General features: G+C 45.5%; 15 protein-coding genes. 14 read left to right on the top strand and 1 reads right to left on the bottom strand.

Features of this window, described 5'->3' with window-relative positions:
• Positions 1-5: 5 nt before the first annotated feature.
• A complete protein-coding gene (locus tag VIR50_RS05080; RefSeq protein ID WP_331934054.1) occupies positions 6-911 on the bottom strand; it encodes a phosphoadenosine phosphosulfate reductase domain-containing protein in 906 nt (301 codons plus the stop codon).
• 323 nt (positions 912-1234) lie between these two features.
• Between VIR50_RS05080 and VIR50_RS05075 the strand changes: the two genes are divergently transcribed.
• The 14 genes from VIR50_RS05075 (at position 1235) to VIR50_RS05010 (ending at position 17123) form a co-directional block, all read left to right on the top strand.
• Positions 1235-1927 carry a hypothetical protein gene (locus VIR50_RS05075; RefSeq protein ID WP_331934053.1) on the top strand — a complete coding sequence of 231 codons (693 nt, stop codon included), beginning with the start codon at positions 1235-1237 and terminating at the stop codon, positions 1925-1927.
• A gap of 18 nt (positions 1928-1945) precedes the next feature.
• Entirely contained in the window at positions 1946-2512 is a 567-nt protein-coding gene (locus VIR50_RS05070; RefSeq protein WP_331934052.1) for a hypothetical protein, read from the top strand.
• Between the two features lie 21 nt (positions 2513-2533).
• Positions 2534-3640 carry a major capsid protein gene (locus VIR50_RS05065; RefSeq protein WP_331934051.1) on the top strand — a complete coding sequence of 369 codons (1107 nt, stop codon included), beginning with the start codon at positions 2534-2536 and terminating at the stop codon, positions 3638-3640.
• Positions 3641-3698: 58 nt separating this feature from the next.
• Positions 3699-4013 (top strand): DUF6706 family protein, encoded by a 315-nt coding sequence (locus VIR50_RS05060; RefSeq protein WP_331934050.1) that lies wholly within the window; start codon positions 3699-3701, stop codon positions 4011-4013.
• A gap of 2 nt (positions 4014-4015) precedes the next feature.
• Positions 4016-4351, top strand: a complete 336-nt coding sequence (locus VIR50_RS05055) for a hypothetical protein (protein ID WP_331934049.1) — start codon at positions 4016-4018, stop codon at positions 4349-4351.
• Positions 4342-4809, top strand: a complete 468-nt coding sequence (locus VIR50_RS05050; protein WP_331934048.1) for a hypothetical protein — start codon at positions 4342-4344, stop codon at positions 4807-4809. Before VIR50_RS05055 ends, VIR50_RS05050 begins: the two co-directional genes overlap by 10 nt.
• Positions 4806-5210, top strand: a complete 405-nt coding sequence (locus VIR50_RS05045) for a hypothetical protein (protein ID WP_331934047.1) — start codon at positions 4806-4808, stop codon at positions 5208-5210. The genes VIR50_RS05050 and VIR50_RS05045 overlap by 4 nt, the downstream gene beginning before the upstream one ends.
• 7 nt (positions 5211-5217) lie before the next feature.
• Positions 5218-5730: a hypothetical protein gene (locus VIR50_RS05040; protein ID WP_331934046.1), complete on the top strand. Its 513-nt coding sequence runs from the start codon at positions 5218-5220 to the stop codon at positions 5728-5730.
• A 71-nt stretch (positions 5731-5801) separates the two neighbouring features.
• Positions 5802-6371: a hypothetical protein gene (locus tag VIR50_RS05035; RefSeq protein ID WP_331934045.1), complete on the top strand. Its 570-nt coding sequence runs from the start codon at positions 5802-5804 to the stop codon at positions 6369-6371.
• A 209-nt stretch (positions 6372-6580) separates the two neighbouring features.
• Positions 6581-10975 (top strand): hypothetical protein, encoded by a 4395-nt coding sequence (locus VIR50_RS05030; RefSeq protein ID WP_331934044.1) that lies wholly within the window; start codon positions 6581-6583, stop codon positions 10973-10975.
• Between the two features lie 26 nt (positions 10976-11001).
• Complete coding sequence (locus VIR50_RS05025; RefSeq protein WP_331934043.1) at positions 11002-11511, top strand: hypothetical protein; 510 nt, start codon at positions 11002-11004, stop codon at positions 11509-11511.
• 7 nt (positions 11512-11518) lie between these two features.
• Positions 11519-12724: a LamG domain-containing protein gene (locus VIR50_RS05020; RefSeq protein ID WP_331934042.1), complete on the top strand. Its 1206-nt coding sequence runs from the start codon at positions 11519-11521 to the stop codon at positions 12722-12724.
• A complete protein-coding gene (locus tag VIR50_RS05015) occupies positions 12709-16734 on the top strand; it encodes a hypothetical protein (RefSeq protein ID WP_331934041.1) in 4026 nt (1341 codons plus the stop codon). Before VIR50_RS05020 ends, VIR50_RS05015 begins: the two co-directional genes overlap by 16 nt.
• Positions 16731-17123: a hypothetical protein gene (locus VIR50_RS05010; protein WP_331934040.1), complete on the top strand. Its 393-nt coding sequence runs from the start codon at positions 16731-16733 to the stop codon at positions 17121-17123. The genes VIR50_RS05015 and VIR50_RS05010 overlap by 4 nt, the downstream gene beginning before the upstream one ends.
• The last annotated feature ends 114 nt before the right edge of the window (positions 17124-17237 follow it).

Here is a 17237-nt window from a genome sequence, read left to right as displayed (position 1 = left end):
ACACATTAAAACAATGTTCTTTGACGTTGCTTGTCAAGCCACGCTTGCGCATTGTCGTTGCTTATCCACCATTGAAAGCATTGTTCTGGGGAATTAAAGTTGTTGTAATATCCTTGTTCCATAAGTTCGCGGATTGCCCGAATGTAGATGCGTTCAGCCAAAAGGGGGAACAATTCAAGTTCACGGCGTTTTTCTTTCGGTGAAGCCATTGGGCAAAACAAACAGCCGATGCGATGAAAGCCGATGTCGTACAAGTCGCAATAAGGCATATTGTTTCCCTTGATGAAGTCCCAAACGTCCATGTCCGACCAATGGAATATCGGAGAAATAACAACCTTGTCTTTGCCCTTGACACAATAAATTTGCGTTTCTTTTTCAAGGTCGAATAATTGCCCACCCCAAGAGCGTTCAAGGGCTAATTTGTCATTGATGATTTCAAAGCCGACGCCGCGTTGTCCGATAACCTCAATCGGGTTGCGCTTGGCACGTCTTGCACTTTCAGCAGCGCGGACACCGATACAAGTACAACAACCCGCCCCGGCTTGTTCTTTCAAAATGGCGCAACAATAACGCGCTTGACGTGTCGGCAACAATTTCTTTTGAAGAATGAGTTGCCGCATATTCTTTTGGGGCAAATTCAACTTGACTTGCGGATAATTTGCCCGGACAAAGCGCATAAGGTTGGGAGAATCAACCGATGTAACTTGCATTTCCGCATGGAACTTGCACCCAGACAATTCCATTAAGGCAAGCAGCACTTGGGAATCTTTGCCGCCGGAAAAGGCAACGTGAAAGCCCTTGTCAGACATTCGCATTGCCAAAGATTCCGCGTTTCTGATAAATTCGACGGCTTCTTTTTCCTTGTTAAGAAGTGATTGCTTCATTTTTCCTTGTCGATTTTGCGCATTCATTGATGAATGGCGGTGTTTTCGATGTCTTTGCACAAACCCCAAATGTGGTTTTCGATACCCTCGCGATTGATTGCGTCTAAAAGGTTGAATGTTGTTGTTGTCATTGTTGCGAAATTTAATTGTTATTATCAGAATGTTTTATAGTAACACACAGCAAAGATAATTGTTTTATTTAATATAACAAGCATTTTTGAAGAAAATTTTTATCTGAAAGCATAAAATGTTGATAAGTGAAGCATAACTATTGCCGGAACACGACATGTTTTATAGTGATACACAATAACTTTGCTTGTGATTTGTAACACAACAAAAAATATCGAAAAATGAAAGAAAAAATTTTGGCATTACTGATTGCAAAGTTTTCAGGCGTGCGAAAAGATGTCTTAAACCACATGGCACGCGCTTTCGCGTTACAGGTGGCGACGGATGAAGAAGCGAAAAACCTTGTCGAGAAAATCACCGATGCGCAAGTGAATGAGTACGTCAAGGAAGTTCGCGCCGATGTGGACAAGGAAGTGTCCGAAAGCAACAAAACCTTTGAAACAAACTTGAAAAAGAAGTTTGACTTCGTGGCAAAAAGGGACACCGAACCCGGCGGCGACCCCAAGCCCGACCCAAACGACCTTGCGGCGACAATTAAAGCAGCCGTGGCGGAAGCCGTCAAGCCGTTTCAAGACAAGTTGGCGGGTTTTGAATCCGACAACGTGGCAAAGTCAAGGCTTCAAGCATTGAACGAGAAATTGAACAGATGTAAGGACGAAACTTTCAAGAAGCAAACCTTGAAAGACTTTGCCCGTATGACGTTCGACACTGACGATGCGTTTAACGAATACTTGACCGAAAAAGCGGTGGACATTGAAAGTGCAAATCAAAACATGGCGGATGCGGCATTGAGCAACGGCGCGGGAAGCCCCCTTTTCTCGCAGAAAGAGGAAAGCGGTATTTCCAAAGGTGTTGCCGATTTCGTGGAAAGCCAAAAGCCTGAAAAAAATCAATTTACGGGCAAAGATGTGTAATTTCTAAACTCACAAACAATGTCATTAACGATTAAACGAAAGAAAGACAATCGCGTTGTGAAGTGTATTCTTCACCGCGTCGCCGACATTCCCGGTGGCGTTACCGTTTCGGTCGCAAACTTGGGTGGGTCGGCTTTGTTCGAGGGAACACCCCTTGGCGTTGGCACTGATGGTTTGTTTGTCGTGTGCAAAACCGCGCAAGTTGTTACAAAAGCGGATGCAAATGCAGTAACCTATGAAGTGGCGAAAGGACACCATTTCAAGGTTGGTGATAGATTCGCAACTGATGCTTGCGATGGTCAGACCATTACGGCAATCGACAAGACCGACCCGGCAAAAGATGTCATAACCGTTGAAACAACCCTTGGCGCAGTAGTGAAGCCCGGAACTTGTGCGTTTGAATCGAGTGGAGCGAACAAGACATTAAAGAACACCCCGGTTGCCATTGCCGGGTCAAATCACGATGTCGAGAACGGCGACAACTTGTTTACAGACGCATGGGTTATCGGTGTGGTTCGCAAGTCGAATGCGCCGATTCTCAACGACACCGCCGAAAAGGCATTAAAAGGTATCGTTTATGTTTAACCCCCTTAAAAAGAAACCGAAATGCAGAAATCACTAATGGTAGGGTTGAATGAAAAGGATATGGAAGCCGTAATTCACACTTACGACCTCAAAGATTACTATTATCCAACCCTTTTCCCGCTGAAAGAAACTAAATTCTTGACGTGGAAAATGCTTGAAGCGCAATCCGGCTTGAAGATTGCCGCCGACCTTGTTTCAAGGGGCGCGACAATTCCAAGAAAGACCCGTGAAGCGATTTCAAGGATTCAAGGCGATATTCCCAAAATCACCATTTCGCGCGAAAAGAACGAGGACGAATTGACCGAATACGACATAATGGTTGCAATGTCGAGCAACAACCCCGACTTGAAAGCCCTTGTCGAATTTTGGGCAGAAGATACCAAGTTCTGTTGGGATGGTGTTGCAGCGCGTGCCGAATGGATTGCGTTACGTCAAATCTCGCTTGGTAAGGTCAAGTTCACCAATTCAAACAACGCGGCGGTAGTTACCGAATACGATGTTGATTATCTGATTCCGAAAGAACAGAAAATCGGCGTTACGACTTCTTACACCTCCGGAACAACGGCAAAGCCACTCACAAAGGACATTCCCGCCGCCCTTAAACTGGGCAAGAAGTTGTTTGGTGCAACGTACAAGTTCGCATTTATGAATGTGGACACTTTCGAGAAGTTCGCCGCACAGGAAGAAATATTGAAAAAGTGTTCGTCTTACATTCAGAATGTTTCCGGTACACAGGACGCGCCCGACCTTGCAACGGTCAATGGGTATCTTGCCAAAAAGAAAGAATTGTTCCGTGGCTTGCAGATTATCGTAATTGACCAAGACATTACGATTGAACTTGCCGACGGTTCGCGCGTTACTTCAAATCCGTTTGAAGATGATGTGATTCTTTTCTCTGAAAGTAAGGTACTTGGAAACACCTATTGGAAAGCACCTATTGACGCAAAGAAAATGCCCGGAAGCGTTGCTGAAAAGGTAATGCACGGACACACCCTTGTCAAGAAGTATTCCAATGAATCGCCCGTTCAGGAAATAACCGAGGGAATCGCAAACCTTTTCCCAGCTTGGAATCTTGCCGGACGTTCCGTACTGATGCAGACCAATGCGACAACTTGGAACAAGAACTAACATTTGACCAATGGGGCGTGAAATATCGCCCCAGCGGTCGTTTTTGCAAGAATTGACAATGACAAACAAAGAATACATAACCAAGTCGTTAAACGGCTTGAATATTTCGGAAGATGACATTGATATTATCTTGTTGAAAGGTTCGGTCAATGCAGACGCGCCCGCAGATTCACGCGCTTGCGACATGGCGGTTTATCACCGAATGTCAGCAGTCGTTAAAAGCGTGATGCAAAACGTATCGGAAGGCGGTTATTCTATTTCGTGGAATATGGAAGCCGTCAAGTTGTTTTATGCGGCGTTGTGCAATGAATTGGGCGTTGAAAACGTCCTTGTCAATCGTCCTAAAATTCGCAACCGTTCAAACCTTTGGTGATTATGGCAATCGTGATTCAATACCCGCATTACCTTTTCATTGAGGTTGCCACCGATTCGGTGCAAAACGCCGATGGTAGTTGGACGGAGTACGAACCGACGCGCAAATTCATTTCGATATGCCGTGAAGAATCGGACGGACGCGGAACGGAATTTCAAGTTGCCGGTGGTGAATACCACAAGGCAACGTCCGTTATACAATGTCCGAAAGGTTGCCCCAAAGTGGACAAAGGCACAAAGATTTTTGTTGCAAACGACCGTGAATGTGGCGATGTGCGGATTTCGGGAATATGCTTGAATTTTGACCAAGCACAACTTCATTCAAGGCTATGGGTATAAAGGCGAATTTCAGCAAAGACGATTTAAGGGCGCGTTTCGATGCGTTCCTTGATGAAATCGAACGAAAGCAGATTGCCCGGTTACAACGACTTGGCGAAATGTGCTTGATTGAAGCACGAACCAATAAGGGGTATATGATGCAGACGGGCGCATTGCTTTCATCAACGGGTTATCAAGTCTTTGTTGATGGTGTCGCGATTCACACCCAATTCGATGCGGCAAGCGGAGCGGAAAGCAACGCCGCCGAAATTGGAATCAAGGCGGGACAAACCATTGCCGACAAAATTGGCAAGGAAACAAAGGGCGTTTGCCTTGTTGTCGTTGCCGGGATGAATTATGCCACATACGTTGAAGCGAGAGGACGAAACGTGCTATCAAGCGCGGAACACCTTGCAGAAAGAGAATTGCCCAAGATGTTGGAAAAACTGATTAACAATGTAAAACGAGCCGCCGAATGAAAACAGCGTTTGACACTGATTCGATTTTGTTTGCTTTGCTTGACGGTAAAATGTCAAACAAAGGCGGGGTATATGTCGGCGACGACCGCCCCGAAGATTCCACCGATGAAGATGTGGTTGTGAACACGATTGATTTGCCCCAAGATTGCTTGCCGCAAAACGGAACGTCCAACATAAACATTTACACGGCGGACACAACAAAGAAAATCAAAGGAAAGATGCAAGTTTCGGCTAATCGTTCACGCTTGAAAGTCTTGGCAGATGAAGCCTTGACAATTATACGAAACGCGAATATCAAGGGGTTGAAAATGATTCCCGGCAATATGTCGATAATGTACGAGCCGATGACGAAACAACACTTTGTAAACATTCGCATTGATTGGAACATACAAATAAATTGATTAAATCATGGCAACAAGAACTTCTTTAATTACAATCGGACTTGCCGAAATCCAAGTTGGCACGGCTTCAAAAGCCGGAACAATGCCAAATTCCTTGTCCAAAATCGGCAAGACTTACAAGGACACTTGCAAAATTGCACAAGATGCGGCGGACGTTACCGAGCATTACGAAGAGGGTATGGCAGCTCCGGAAGTGCGCAAGAAATCGCGTAAAATTCCCCATCTGACATTCTCAATTATGGATGCGAATGTTCAAGACCTTGTGGATTATGTCGGTGGTGCTAACGTCGGCTCGTCAAGCGAACCCAAGTGGGGATATGACGGCAACGAGGTTGTCGCGAACCGTGCAATTTTCGTCAAGTCCGAACAAGGCTTGGATTTTGAGATTCCAAACGCCGACATTGAAGCGGTTATTAATGCGGATATGTCGGCAAAGGGAATTTTCCTTGTCGATTTCACTGTTACCCCAATGGCGGTGGATGCGGGAAAAGCCTTGCGTGGTGTACCCAAGAAAGGATAAAATCGGGGTACTTGGTTTAACCCGAAGCCCCCGGAAGAATGAATTTCGGGGGCTTCTTTAATATTCGGACAATGGAAATTGAGAAAAGCAAACTTGAAAAGGAACGCGCAGAATTGAACACCCTTATCAACAAGGGCGTGTCGTTTGAGGTGAAAGACGTTGAGTTTGAAACCCACAAACGCTTTTTCGGCTTGTTCCGTAAGCATACCCCCAAAGAGGTAACACGCAAGTTCACCATTGAGGAAATGACACTTGCAACCCTTGACCGCCTTTCGGCTGAATGGATTGAATTTGTCATTGATGAATCGGTGATGAAGTCGGCGGACGGAATGCAACGCGCCCGAACGTTATCGCACGAACACGCCTTGCGATGTGCAAAGGTTGTCGCGATTGCCGTATTAGGTGAAAAACGTTTGATTCCTTGCCCATACAAGGGTGGAACACGTTGGGTTGAGGACACGAAATCCATTGAAGATTTGACGGCGTTATTCGCAAGGAGAATCCGACCGTCAAAGTTATATCAACTTTATGTCCTTATCAACGCAATGTGCAACTTGGGGGATTTTTTGAACTCTATTCGATTGATGCAAACCGAAAGAACCACAATGCCGATTCGGATAGAGGAAAACAACGAGGGTTAAACAGTCCATACGGACGGCGTGGCGCAATTTGCGAGCATTTCGGGTGGACTTATGACTACTTGTTACACGGCATTGCATGGTCGATTGTTCAACGAATGATGATTGATGCACCAAGTTACGACATTTCAGACGGCAACGAGGTTGAAGAAATCGTTTTGACCGAGGACAACAACGAACAAATTATGAACTATGTAAATAGTATGATGTAAATGGCAGAAATTGACGGTGGTGCATTGTCTTTCAAGTCCGTTATGGACAATGCACAATTAGACACGGCGATTGAAGAAACCTTGCGACGTGTGCAAGGCTTTTCCGATGCGGTCGTGGGTTCGGGCGACACGATGGATTCGACAACAAAAGAAATGGTCGAATGTATCGAGATGCAAAAGAAAGTCATTCAAGAGTTGGAAGCGACCGTTTCCGACTTGAACGCCCGTATTGATTCAATCGAACCGGGCGATGCGCAAAATGTATTGATTGAGCAAGCAAACGCGGCACGACAAGAACTTGAAGCCGAAAAGCAAGGCTTGGTTGAATTGGTCGGACAATTAGACGCAATGCAACAATCAAATGCAGCCGCCGCAAGTTCTTTTGAACAAATCCGGGCAACGCTGGGCCAACTCGGCGCGGCTTGTGAAACACACGAACAAGCCATTGCGAGCCTTGAAGCCAAATACGACCGATTGGGCAAGGAAATGGGCAAGGCTTATTCAGAGGGGCGCGATAAAGAATATATCGCCTTAAAGCAACAGCAACAAGCCTTGATGGGTGAAATCCGTGTTCGCAAAAACGTGCTTAAAGAGTTGCGCGAACAATCCAATGCCCTTGAAGAAGAAGCAAGCAAAATAGAGCAAGCGAACAAAGAAACACAAAAAGCCGCGTCCGCCCACGCAACCTTGCGCCAACAAATAAAGGCAGTCAAGGAAGAAATGGCGAATTTGCAAGCAAACGGCATTGATGAAAATTCGGCAGCTTACAAACGGTTGGTGAATGAGTTGGGACGACTGCAAGACATTCAAGGCGATATTGCCGCACAAGGCAAGATAATGTCTAATGATGAAAACCAATTCGCGGGTATGTTGTCCGGCTTGCAAGGCGTTGTCGGCGGATTCACGGCGGCACAAGGTGCAGTTGCCTTGTTCGGTGCGGAAAATGAGAACTTACAACGTATTATGTTGAAAGTTCAAGCCTTGATGTCAATTACAATGGGATTGCAACAAGTCGCACAAACCTTGAACAAAGATTCGGCGTTTTCGCTTGTTACATTGAACGGCTTGCGTGAATGGTGGAACAACCTTTTGGATGTCGGACGTGGCAAGCAGGAAGCCGAAATTATCGCCATTAAAGCAAACACGGCGGCAGAAATCGAAAATGCGGTTGCGGTGGAAGCAAACGCCGGGGTAAAGGCGACGCAAGAAGCCGTAACGAGTGCCGGGGCAAAAGCACAAGTCGCAAGCACGGCTTCAACAAAAGCCAACACCGCAAGTCAAATCGGCAATACCATTGCAACAGGCGGTCAAGCAGCGGCGGCAAAAGCCGGAACGGTGGCAAATATCGGACTTGCCGGAGCTTTCCGAATGGTCGGGGCGGCGATAAAGTCAATCCCGGTTATCGGTTGGGTTCTTGCTGGAATTTCGGCTTTGGTCGGGATTCTTTCACACTTTATCGGCAAGGCGAATGAATCAAAGGAAGCAGCAAAAGAGTTCGGAAATAATGTCATTGAAGCGTGTTACAAGCCGATTGGCACAGTTGAAATGTTGTCGGCGCAATGGAAATCACTTGGTGACAATTTGGAAGCCAAAAAGAAATTTATTGACAATAACAAAAAAGCATTTGATGAATTGGGCGTGTCCGTGTCGGGTGTTACTGATGCGGAAAACCTACTTGTTGCCAACAAAGATGCGTTTATTGAAGCGCAGATTGCGAAAGCGAAAGCAACCGTTCTTATCAACCAAGCAATGGACTTGATGAAAAAGAAAATGGAAACGCAAAACCGCATTGACACGGGCGATTATTGGGACACTTTCGCATATTCTTGGAAACGCGGCTTACATAATGAATTGTACGATTTGCAAGACGATATAAGAAGTTATGATGCACAAATGCAGAATCTTTTTACACAGGCTTACAACACACAAGTTCAAGGGTGGACTTTGCTTCAAAAAACGGGTGTTCAAGCAACGCAGACATACGCGGAAGGCACTTTGGGCGCAATCGAACAAGCGATTCGCCTTAAACAAGAAGCATTAAAGAATTTGACGAATAATGATGATTACAAAAAGGGCTTGAAAGAAATTGAGGCTTTGCAAAAGCAAGCCAACAAAATAACCGGGACAACGAGAAAAAAAAGTGGCGGTGGTAGTGCCAAAAGTGGCGCGAAAAAAGACCAGTTCTTGGAGAAATTGAGCAAACGCAAAACCGAATATGCCCGATTTATGAAATGGATAAATTCGGGTGATGCGATATTGGTAAAATCCGCAAATAAAGAGTTCGCTGGGCTTCTTAAAGAGGGTGCGACATACATTGATTACCTGAAAAACCAACGCGAAATCATTTTGCAAGTTGGTGTCGCCAACCGCACGAAAGCGCAAAACAAACAGTTGCGCCAACTCAATGATGCAATCGCGGAAGAAACAAAGAAAACCGTTCTTGAAGCATTCAACGCCGAATTGTCCGAGCAACTCACAAATGCCCAAACGGTGCTTGAAATGCTTAGTATCATTGAAAAGAAACGCAAGGAGTTAAGCAACGACGGAACGGAACTTGACAATGCAAAGTCGCAAGCCCTTGACGATGCACAAAGGCAAGCGGAAGAACAAGCCAAGAGCGAAACCGAAACTTTGCTTGAAAATTACGCTTCTTATGCAGAAAGGAAACGCCGGATTGAAGAACAATTCAATGCCGATATTGCCTTGTTGCAGCGCAAACGCGCGCAAGCAACAAGCGATTCGGAACGTGCCGAAATTGATGCGACGATAAGAAACCGACAAAGGCAGTATGAAACCGATTCGCAAACGTCCGGCAATGCCGATTATGATGCGATGTTGGCAGATTACGGCACGTTTGAGCAGCGCAAACAAGCAATCATTGACGAATACGAAAAGAAGCGCAGAACCGCGCAAGAGATGGGCAACACTGAAATGGTCGAGCAAATCGACAAGGCACAAGCGCAAGCCCTTTCAAAATTCGCCCTTGATGAATTACAGGCACACCCGGATTGGGCGTTGATGTTTGGCGACCTTGACGAAATCACGACTGCGAAACTTGAAGAACTGATTGCCAAAATCAACAATCTTGACGGCGCGTTTCTTGGTGTTGAGTTCGACCCGAAAGACCTTGAAACCTTGAAGAAGAAAATTCAAGAAATGAAAGATGAAATCCAAGAACGCAACCCATTCAAGGCTTTAATTTCAGGAATCAAGGATTATTCAAAGGCAGCCGACAGCGAAAGCAAGAAGAAAGCCTTGAAAAATATGTTTGAAAGCGCAAGCGGTTCAATCGACCTTGCGAAAGGTTCGCTTGATGCGGTCGTTTCCGGTATGGACAAGATGGGTGTTGCGATGGACGATAACACGCAAGCGATTCTTGGTGATATTGGCGGAATCCTTGACGGTGCAAGTCAGATTGCACAAGGTATCGCGACGGGCAACCCCTTGTCGGTCATTCAAGGTTCAATCGGTTTTCTTTCATCGGCATTCGATTTGTTCAATTCGCGCGACCGCAAGGCGGAAAAGCAAATCAAGAAGCACCAAAGCGCATTGAAAGACCTTGAAAACGCTTACAACCAACTATCTTGGGCAATCGACAAGGCGTTGGGCGCAAAAGTTTATGATGGACAAATGCAAGCGATTCACAACATGGAGCAGCAACGCGAACACCTCAAAGGAATTTGGGAAGCGGAGCAAAGCAAGAAAAAAACCGACAAAGACAAGGTGCGTGATTGGCAAGAACAATATGCGGAACTTGGGCGGCAAATACAAGATATGTACGAGTCAATCGCCAAAGACATATTGCAGACCGATGCGAAAGACTTTGCCGGGACGTTGGGCGATGCGCTTGTTGAAGCATTCAAAAAGGGTGAAGATGCGTCAAAGGCTTTTGAACAAACAGTGAATGAAGTTCTACAAAATGCCATTGTAAACCAACTGAAAAAACGATTCCTTGAACAACAGCTTCAAGGCGCGTTGGACAATCTGATGGGGTCAATGGGTTATTGGAACGGCGACGACTTCATTTTTGACGGCTTGACCGACACGGAGATTGAACAATTCAAAGCAAAGGTTCAAGCCGCGTCAAACAATTTCAATCAAGCCTTGTCGATTTATAAGGACTTGTTCAAGGATATAACCGAGGACAACACCGATGAATCATTGACGGGTGCGGTCAAGGGCGTAACAGAAGAAACGGCAAGCATTGTCGCCGGGCAAATCAACGCGGTTCGCATTAACCAACTTGAAGCCACAGCGATATTACGGCAACAGCTTCAAGCCTTGAACACGATTGCGGCGAACACCGCGTTCAACCGCTACTTGGTCAAATTAGACCGCATTGTGGCGTTGTTGGAAAAGTCCGACAATTCCTTGCGTTCACAAGGTTTGTCCTAATATGTATCACTATAATACAAATTAACATGGATATTACAAAGTATCTTGCAAGACAAGCCAAGAAAAACGGCATTTGCAAAGCATGGCACAAGGAATTATTGACCTTGACCGATAAAGATGCGTTGTGCGAAATGTACTTGCGCGGAATTGACTTTTGTTTGTCGAATGATTACCCGGACAACGACTTCATACGAAGTCATTTCAAGGGCGTAATGGAGAAACACGGTGTTTTCCTTGACGACAAAGTTTCCGTTGAAAATACCCCCAAATGCGTGTGTTTGGGGGCGTGTTCCGGACAAATCACCATTGACGGCTTCAATGTGTGTGAAGTGTTCGTGAAACACGATTCGGCATTAACCATTTCCGCAAGGGGTAACGCCTTTGTGATGGTAGATGTGTTCGACAATTCGACAATCATTGTTCAGGCATACGACCGGGCGAAAGTGTGCGTGAACCGATACGGTGGAACAATCCACGATTGCGCTATTGATGATGCGACAATAAAAATCCGGGAGAAAAACAAAAAAACATATTGATATTGATATGGATGCAAACAATATAATTATTCAAATGCCTTTCGATGAAAGTGATGGTGCGTTGATTGCATACGATTACGGCCAAAACCGCGCCGATGGTTCGGTTGTCGGTGCGCATTTCGTCACCGGAAAGAACGGCAACGCAATTTCATTTAGTGGTGATGATTATTGCGAGGTGTCGAAAAGCATTTTGCCGAATATGAACACCGAATTTTCAATTCTTGCTTGGGTTCAAGGTCGGGAAACCGAATGCGGTTCACCCCAAAAGATGATTTGGGTGTTGAGTTTTTCGGGGCTTAACAACTTTGTAGAAGTTCCGATTCAAGCAAAGCCCGGTTCGTGGTTTTCGCTTGCCGTTACAAGGCGCGGAAGCACGTTCAATTTCTATGTCAATTCACAGTTGATTAAGACCGTGAACAATTCCGGTGCATTGCAAGGCATTTCGCTTAACCAAGATTATTACGGCGGTGAATACGGTTTTGGTTTGCTTGACGATGTGAAGATTTACAAGGTTGCCTTGCTTCAAGCCGACCTTATCAATGAGTTGTCAAACGTGAAACAACAAGCATACTTGTTGGATGGTGTGGACTTCAAGGATTACGGCGTTTATGTATCCGGGTCGGACGGTATCTTGAACCGCCCTAAACTCAAAGCCCCGGCAAGTCTTTCTTGGGACAATTACCACGGTGAAAGCGTTGATTTGATGCACAAGTTCTTTGAATCACGCGAAATCACCTTGTCTTGCTTTGTCAAGGCAGAATCTAAGATGGACTTTATCAAGCGCGTTTCCGATTTTGAAGCCTTATTCGACACGCAGGGAACAAACCGCCTTGTCATTGACGTTCACCCGATAAAACCTTTGATTTACGAGGTCTATTGCAAAGATGCAATCGAAATCCAAAAGACGTGGGACGATGATTTAATGGTTGGCACGTTCAAGTTGAAATTGATTGAACCCGAACCCGTGAAGCGTGTGTTGAAACATATTTGCATTTCGGAAGCGACCAAGACTTGCACAATCACTTTGACCACCTCAAAACTTGTGAATATCTATTGGGGCGATGGACAGGTTGATTATGATGTGTACGGCGACAAAAAGACCATTACGCACGTTTACACAGACAACGGCGACTTTTTCCCCGTAATAACGGGGTGTATTGATGAAATAACCGACTTTCAAACAAACGCGATTGTTGTATGGGAGAAAATTTGATAATTCAGAAGAAGAACGGAAATCGTGTGCCATTGGAGAATCGGCGCACGGCAACCCGTATAACGTCCGGCAAGCAGACTTGGGCGTTGAATGCCGACGACAAGTTGGACTTTACCGTTGAATCACCGTTTCCGCAAACGTATGAAATCGGCGACCGAATAACCGTGTTCGGGCGTTTATATACGTTAAACCGCTTGCCGAAAGTGAAGCGAACAGGAATGCACGAATTTTCCTATGACTTGGAATTTGAGGGCGTACAATACGACTTGTTGCGTGTTACCTATGACTTGACCATTGACACGACCAACAACAAATTGCAAGACGTTCAAGGCGATTCCCTGACGGGTGATTTGCACCACTTTATGTCTGTGTTGATTGCCAATGCAAACCGTGTCTTTCCGGGCAAATGGAAGATGGGGACTTGCCCCGAAACAATCGGCGACAAGACCTTGACTTTCGGTGAATCCGATAATTGCTTGGCGGTGCTGCAAAACCTTTGCAGCGAAAGCAACTTCAATGTCGAATTTGAGATTGTAAGCGTCGGCGACGTTCACACAATCAACCTTAAAGCGAGTGTTGGACAAACCTTGCCTTATACGTTCCAATATGGCAAGGGGCGTGGCTTGTATGCCTTGAACCGTGAAAACGTGTCAAGTGCAAATATCATTACCCGATTGAAAGTGTATGGCAGTACGGAAAACATAACACAAAAGTACCGTGCCGACCGCCTTTGTATGCCGGGCAAGAGCAAGGCGCAATCTTACATTGAAAAGCCGGAAGCGGTCGCCAAATACGGTGTTTTTGAGGGTCGCAAGAACTTCAATGATGTCAAGCCGACATTTACGGGAAAGGTCGGGGCTATCGTGCAAGGAAACGTGTTGCAGTTCCAAGATAACACCTTTCCTTTCGACTTGAACGCAAAAGAGCCTGACGGCGTAACAACGAAGTATCTTATTAACGGGGTTGAAGCGAAAATTCACTTCAACACGGGCAACCTTGCCGGATATGACTTCACCGTGTGCAAATACGACCACGCAACACATACATTTACCCTTAACAAATTGACCGACGACCGGGGCGATGTGTTCCCGTCTGAAACGTCCCCAGCATTTCAATTCGCGGTCGGCAATGAATACAAGATTTTGGACATTGCTTATTCAAGGGATATTGAGGAAGCCGCCGAAATGGAATTGGCAGAAAAAGGTAATGTGTATTACGACCAAAATTGCCAACCCAAAGTGCAATATGGATTGACCGTAACAAAAGAGTGGTTGCAAAAACTCGTCAATGCCGATGCAAGCAAGATAGTTAATGTATTCGCCCCCGGTGATTACTTGCGTGTTGTGGACAATGAAATTGATGTGAACAAGGCAATCCGCATTAAATCATTCGTCCGCAATGTGCTTGACCCTTACGATTACACCTTGACGATTTCGGACATGACGAGCGACACCAACATAACAACGCGCGTGATTTCCGAACTTATCAACATTGACAAGGCATTGACCATTAACAACCTTAAAGACCCGGCACGGGCAAGGGCAAATTGGCGGTCAAGCCGTGAAGTTTTGGACATGGTGTTTGACCCGGAGGGCGACTATTATACCGACAAAATCAAACCCAATTCGATTGATACGCTTGCATTATCGGTCGGCGCAAAGTCAATGCAATTCGGCTTGACAAATACCGTATTCCAACCGAACTTCAACGGCGACAAGAACGTATTGAAGTGGCAAGGCGGTGTCTTGACACATTACACAATCAACGAGGAACACGCCGTTTCTTGGATTCTTGCCGACGGTCAAGCAACCCTTTCGGCTGATTCTGATGCGTTCTACATTTACGCGAAATGCTCAAAGGCGGACGATTCCGGCACAATCGTTTTGGAAAAGATACAACACAAGGTCGATTCCGATGCGAACTACTATTATTTTTGGATTGGCGTTCTTAATTCGGTTGATAAGGAGTTGAAAGCACGTTCAATCGCCTTGACGTATGGTTTTACGATGGTGAACGGTCGTTTCATCAAGACCGGTCGCATTGAATCCGCCGACGGAACGACATATTTTGACCTTGACAATTCCGAAATCGGCGGTCGCATTGTGTTCACCTCAAACGGACAAGAAAAGACCCTTGAAGAATTGGGCAAAGAAGCCCTTGAAAGCAAAGATTTCATCAACAACACCTTGCCGGGCTTGTTAAGTGAAATTCAACAGCAGCTTGACGGACAAATTGAACAATTCTTTTATACATACGACCCGACAACGAGCAACGCGCCCGCAAAAGATTGGACAACAAATGCCCTAAAAGAACAACACTTGGGCGACTTGTTTTATAACACGGACAACGGCAAAGTGTTCCGATGGGTGAAGAACGGCAATACATATTCTTGGCAACAATTACAAGATTCAGAGGTTGCCCAAGCCCTTGCGATTGCCAATGATGCGCTTGCCCTTGCGAAGAACAAAAGGCGCATTTTCACTTCAACGCCTTACACGCCCTATGATGTCGGCGATTTGTGGGTTCAAGGCTCGTCCGGCGACATTATGCGATGCAAGACCGCTCGCGCGTCCGGGGCTTACTCTACAAGTGATTGGGAAAAGGCTTCAAAGTACACAGACAACACCGCGTTAAACAATTTCATCAATGGAAATTTCACAAACACGGTGAACACACTTACAAAGCAGATTGACGGCAAGATTGAAACGTGGTTTCAGACAAGCGACCCGGCAACAGCATGGACAACAAACGACCTTAAAGAGGCACACGTTGGCGATATGTGGTATCACACGACAAACAAGGTATTGAAGTATTACACAAAGGATAACGGTTATATCAATATCAATACAGGTGTTGTAACTTACTTTTACGCATGGAAATTGGTTGAAGATGAAAAGGCGATTGCTGCTTATGAAGCGGCAAGCCACGCCCAAGACACCGCCGACGGCAAACGTCGGGTGTTCGTTGCGATACCAAAAACGCCTTATGATATTGGCGACCTTTGGGTGGATGGAAAGGACTTGCGCCGTTGTATCACTGCGAAAGCGTCCGGGCAAGCATACAATGTAAATGATTGGGTTGTTGCCGTTTATTACGACAACACCAAGACAACCATTGACGGCGGAATTGTAACGTCCGGCACAATTCAGGTTGCCGGAAGCAATGCTTCAATCCTTGCAGGTATCACCGGGCAAGGTACGGCGGCAAATTCGATTCGCTTTTGGGCTGGTGCTTCATTTGAGAATCGTGCAACCGCCCCTTATCGTGTAATGCAAGACGGTTCGGTTGTTATGACAAAAGCGACCGTCGAGGGCATTATAAACGCGATTTCGGGTTATATCGGCGGTTTCAAGATAAATCAAGGACAAATCGGCAGTGGCACGCAAAACGAGCAAGACACGGCAAATGGCTTGTGTTTGACGAATGGTTTTATCCGTTTCCGAAATGCAAACCAACGTATTCTTTTGGGTTGTTTAAGTTCTTTGGGTTATCCGTTCAACGGCTTGTTGGAATTGACGGGCGATTTCGGCACAACGCTTGAAATTTACCGAAAATTGGGGCGTACCGATGCGGACGGTTCTTGGGAAAAATGGTACAAGCCACACGCCTTTTTTGTAAGCGGAAACCAATGGTCGGTCGGCAAGGTTGCACACTTTGAAAATGGTTATGTCGGTGAAGCATATACGGACATAATCGAAAGTATGTTCACGCTAACACACAAGTATCATTTTACAACGTGCGACAGTAGGTATCGAAGTGTGAACTTGCCCACAAAAACGAATATCGACAAAGCGACGGACAATGTCCCCGTTATCTTTGACATTGAAATTGTGTGTGATAGGAATATGCCCAATCGCTTGTGTTTGAAATCACAAACGGGCGCACAATTATACAATAGTAATGGCAATGCAATGGACAAATGGGACATGGAGCGTGGCGATTCTTGCACGTTGCGATATTATAATGGTGGATATATGTTTGTAAATTCAGAGAGAGAGATTAGTATATGATTTTAGCAAAACACATAGATGGAAAACCGCTTGACGTGCGGTTTGTCAGCGAAATACAAGGTTCGTATGTTACGGAGTTAAGGGAATCCGGGTTTCTTGACTTCGTGGCAAGCGAACAACCGCAATGCGACACCGGGTTTGTTGCGGTTGATTCCTATGTTGTGAAAGACGGCAAATTGGTTCAGTATTGGGAAATCAAGACCGACCCGGAAACCGTCAAAACTCAAATCGCCGATTTGAAAGAAAGACTTTCATCAACCGATTACATGGTTATAAAATGCTATGAATGTCAGTTGGTCGGCGATGCGTTACCGTATGACATTGAAGCGTTGCACCGGGAAAAGCAAGCGATTCGGGACGAAATCAACCGTCTTGAAGCCGAAATTTGACAAAGTTATGCTTGACTTATGCAACTTTATGTTTTATAGTAATACAATTCGGTAACTTTGTAAACGATTAAATTCATTATAACAATGGACAAAACAAGGTCGGGTGAATTTGTT

It is taken from the genome of Prevotella sp., assembly GCF_036570325.1.
In the GTDB taxonomy this organism is placed as follows: Bacteria; Bacteroidota; Bacteroidia; order Bacteroidales; family Bacteroidaceae; genus Prevotella.
The sequence above is the reverse complement of the archived record's forward strand: the minus strand, read 5'-3'. Positions and strand labels throughout refer to the sequence as shown.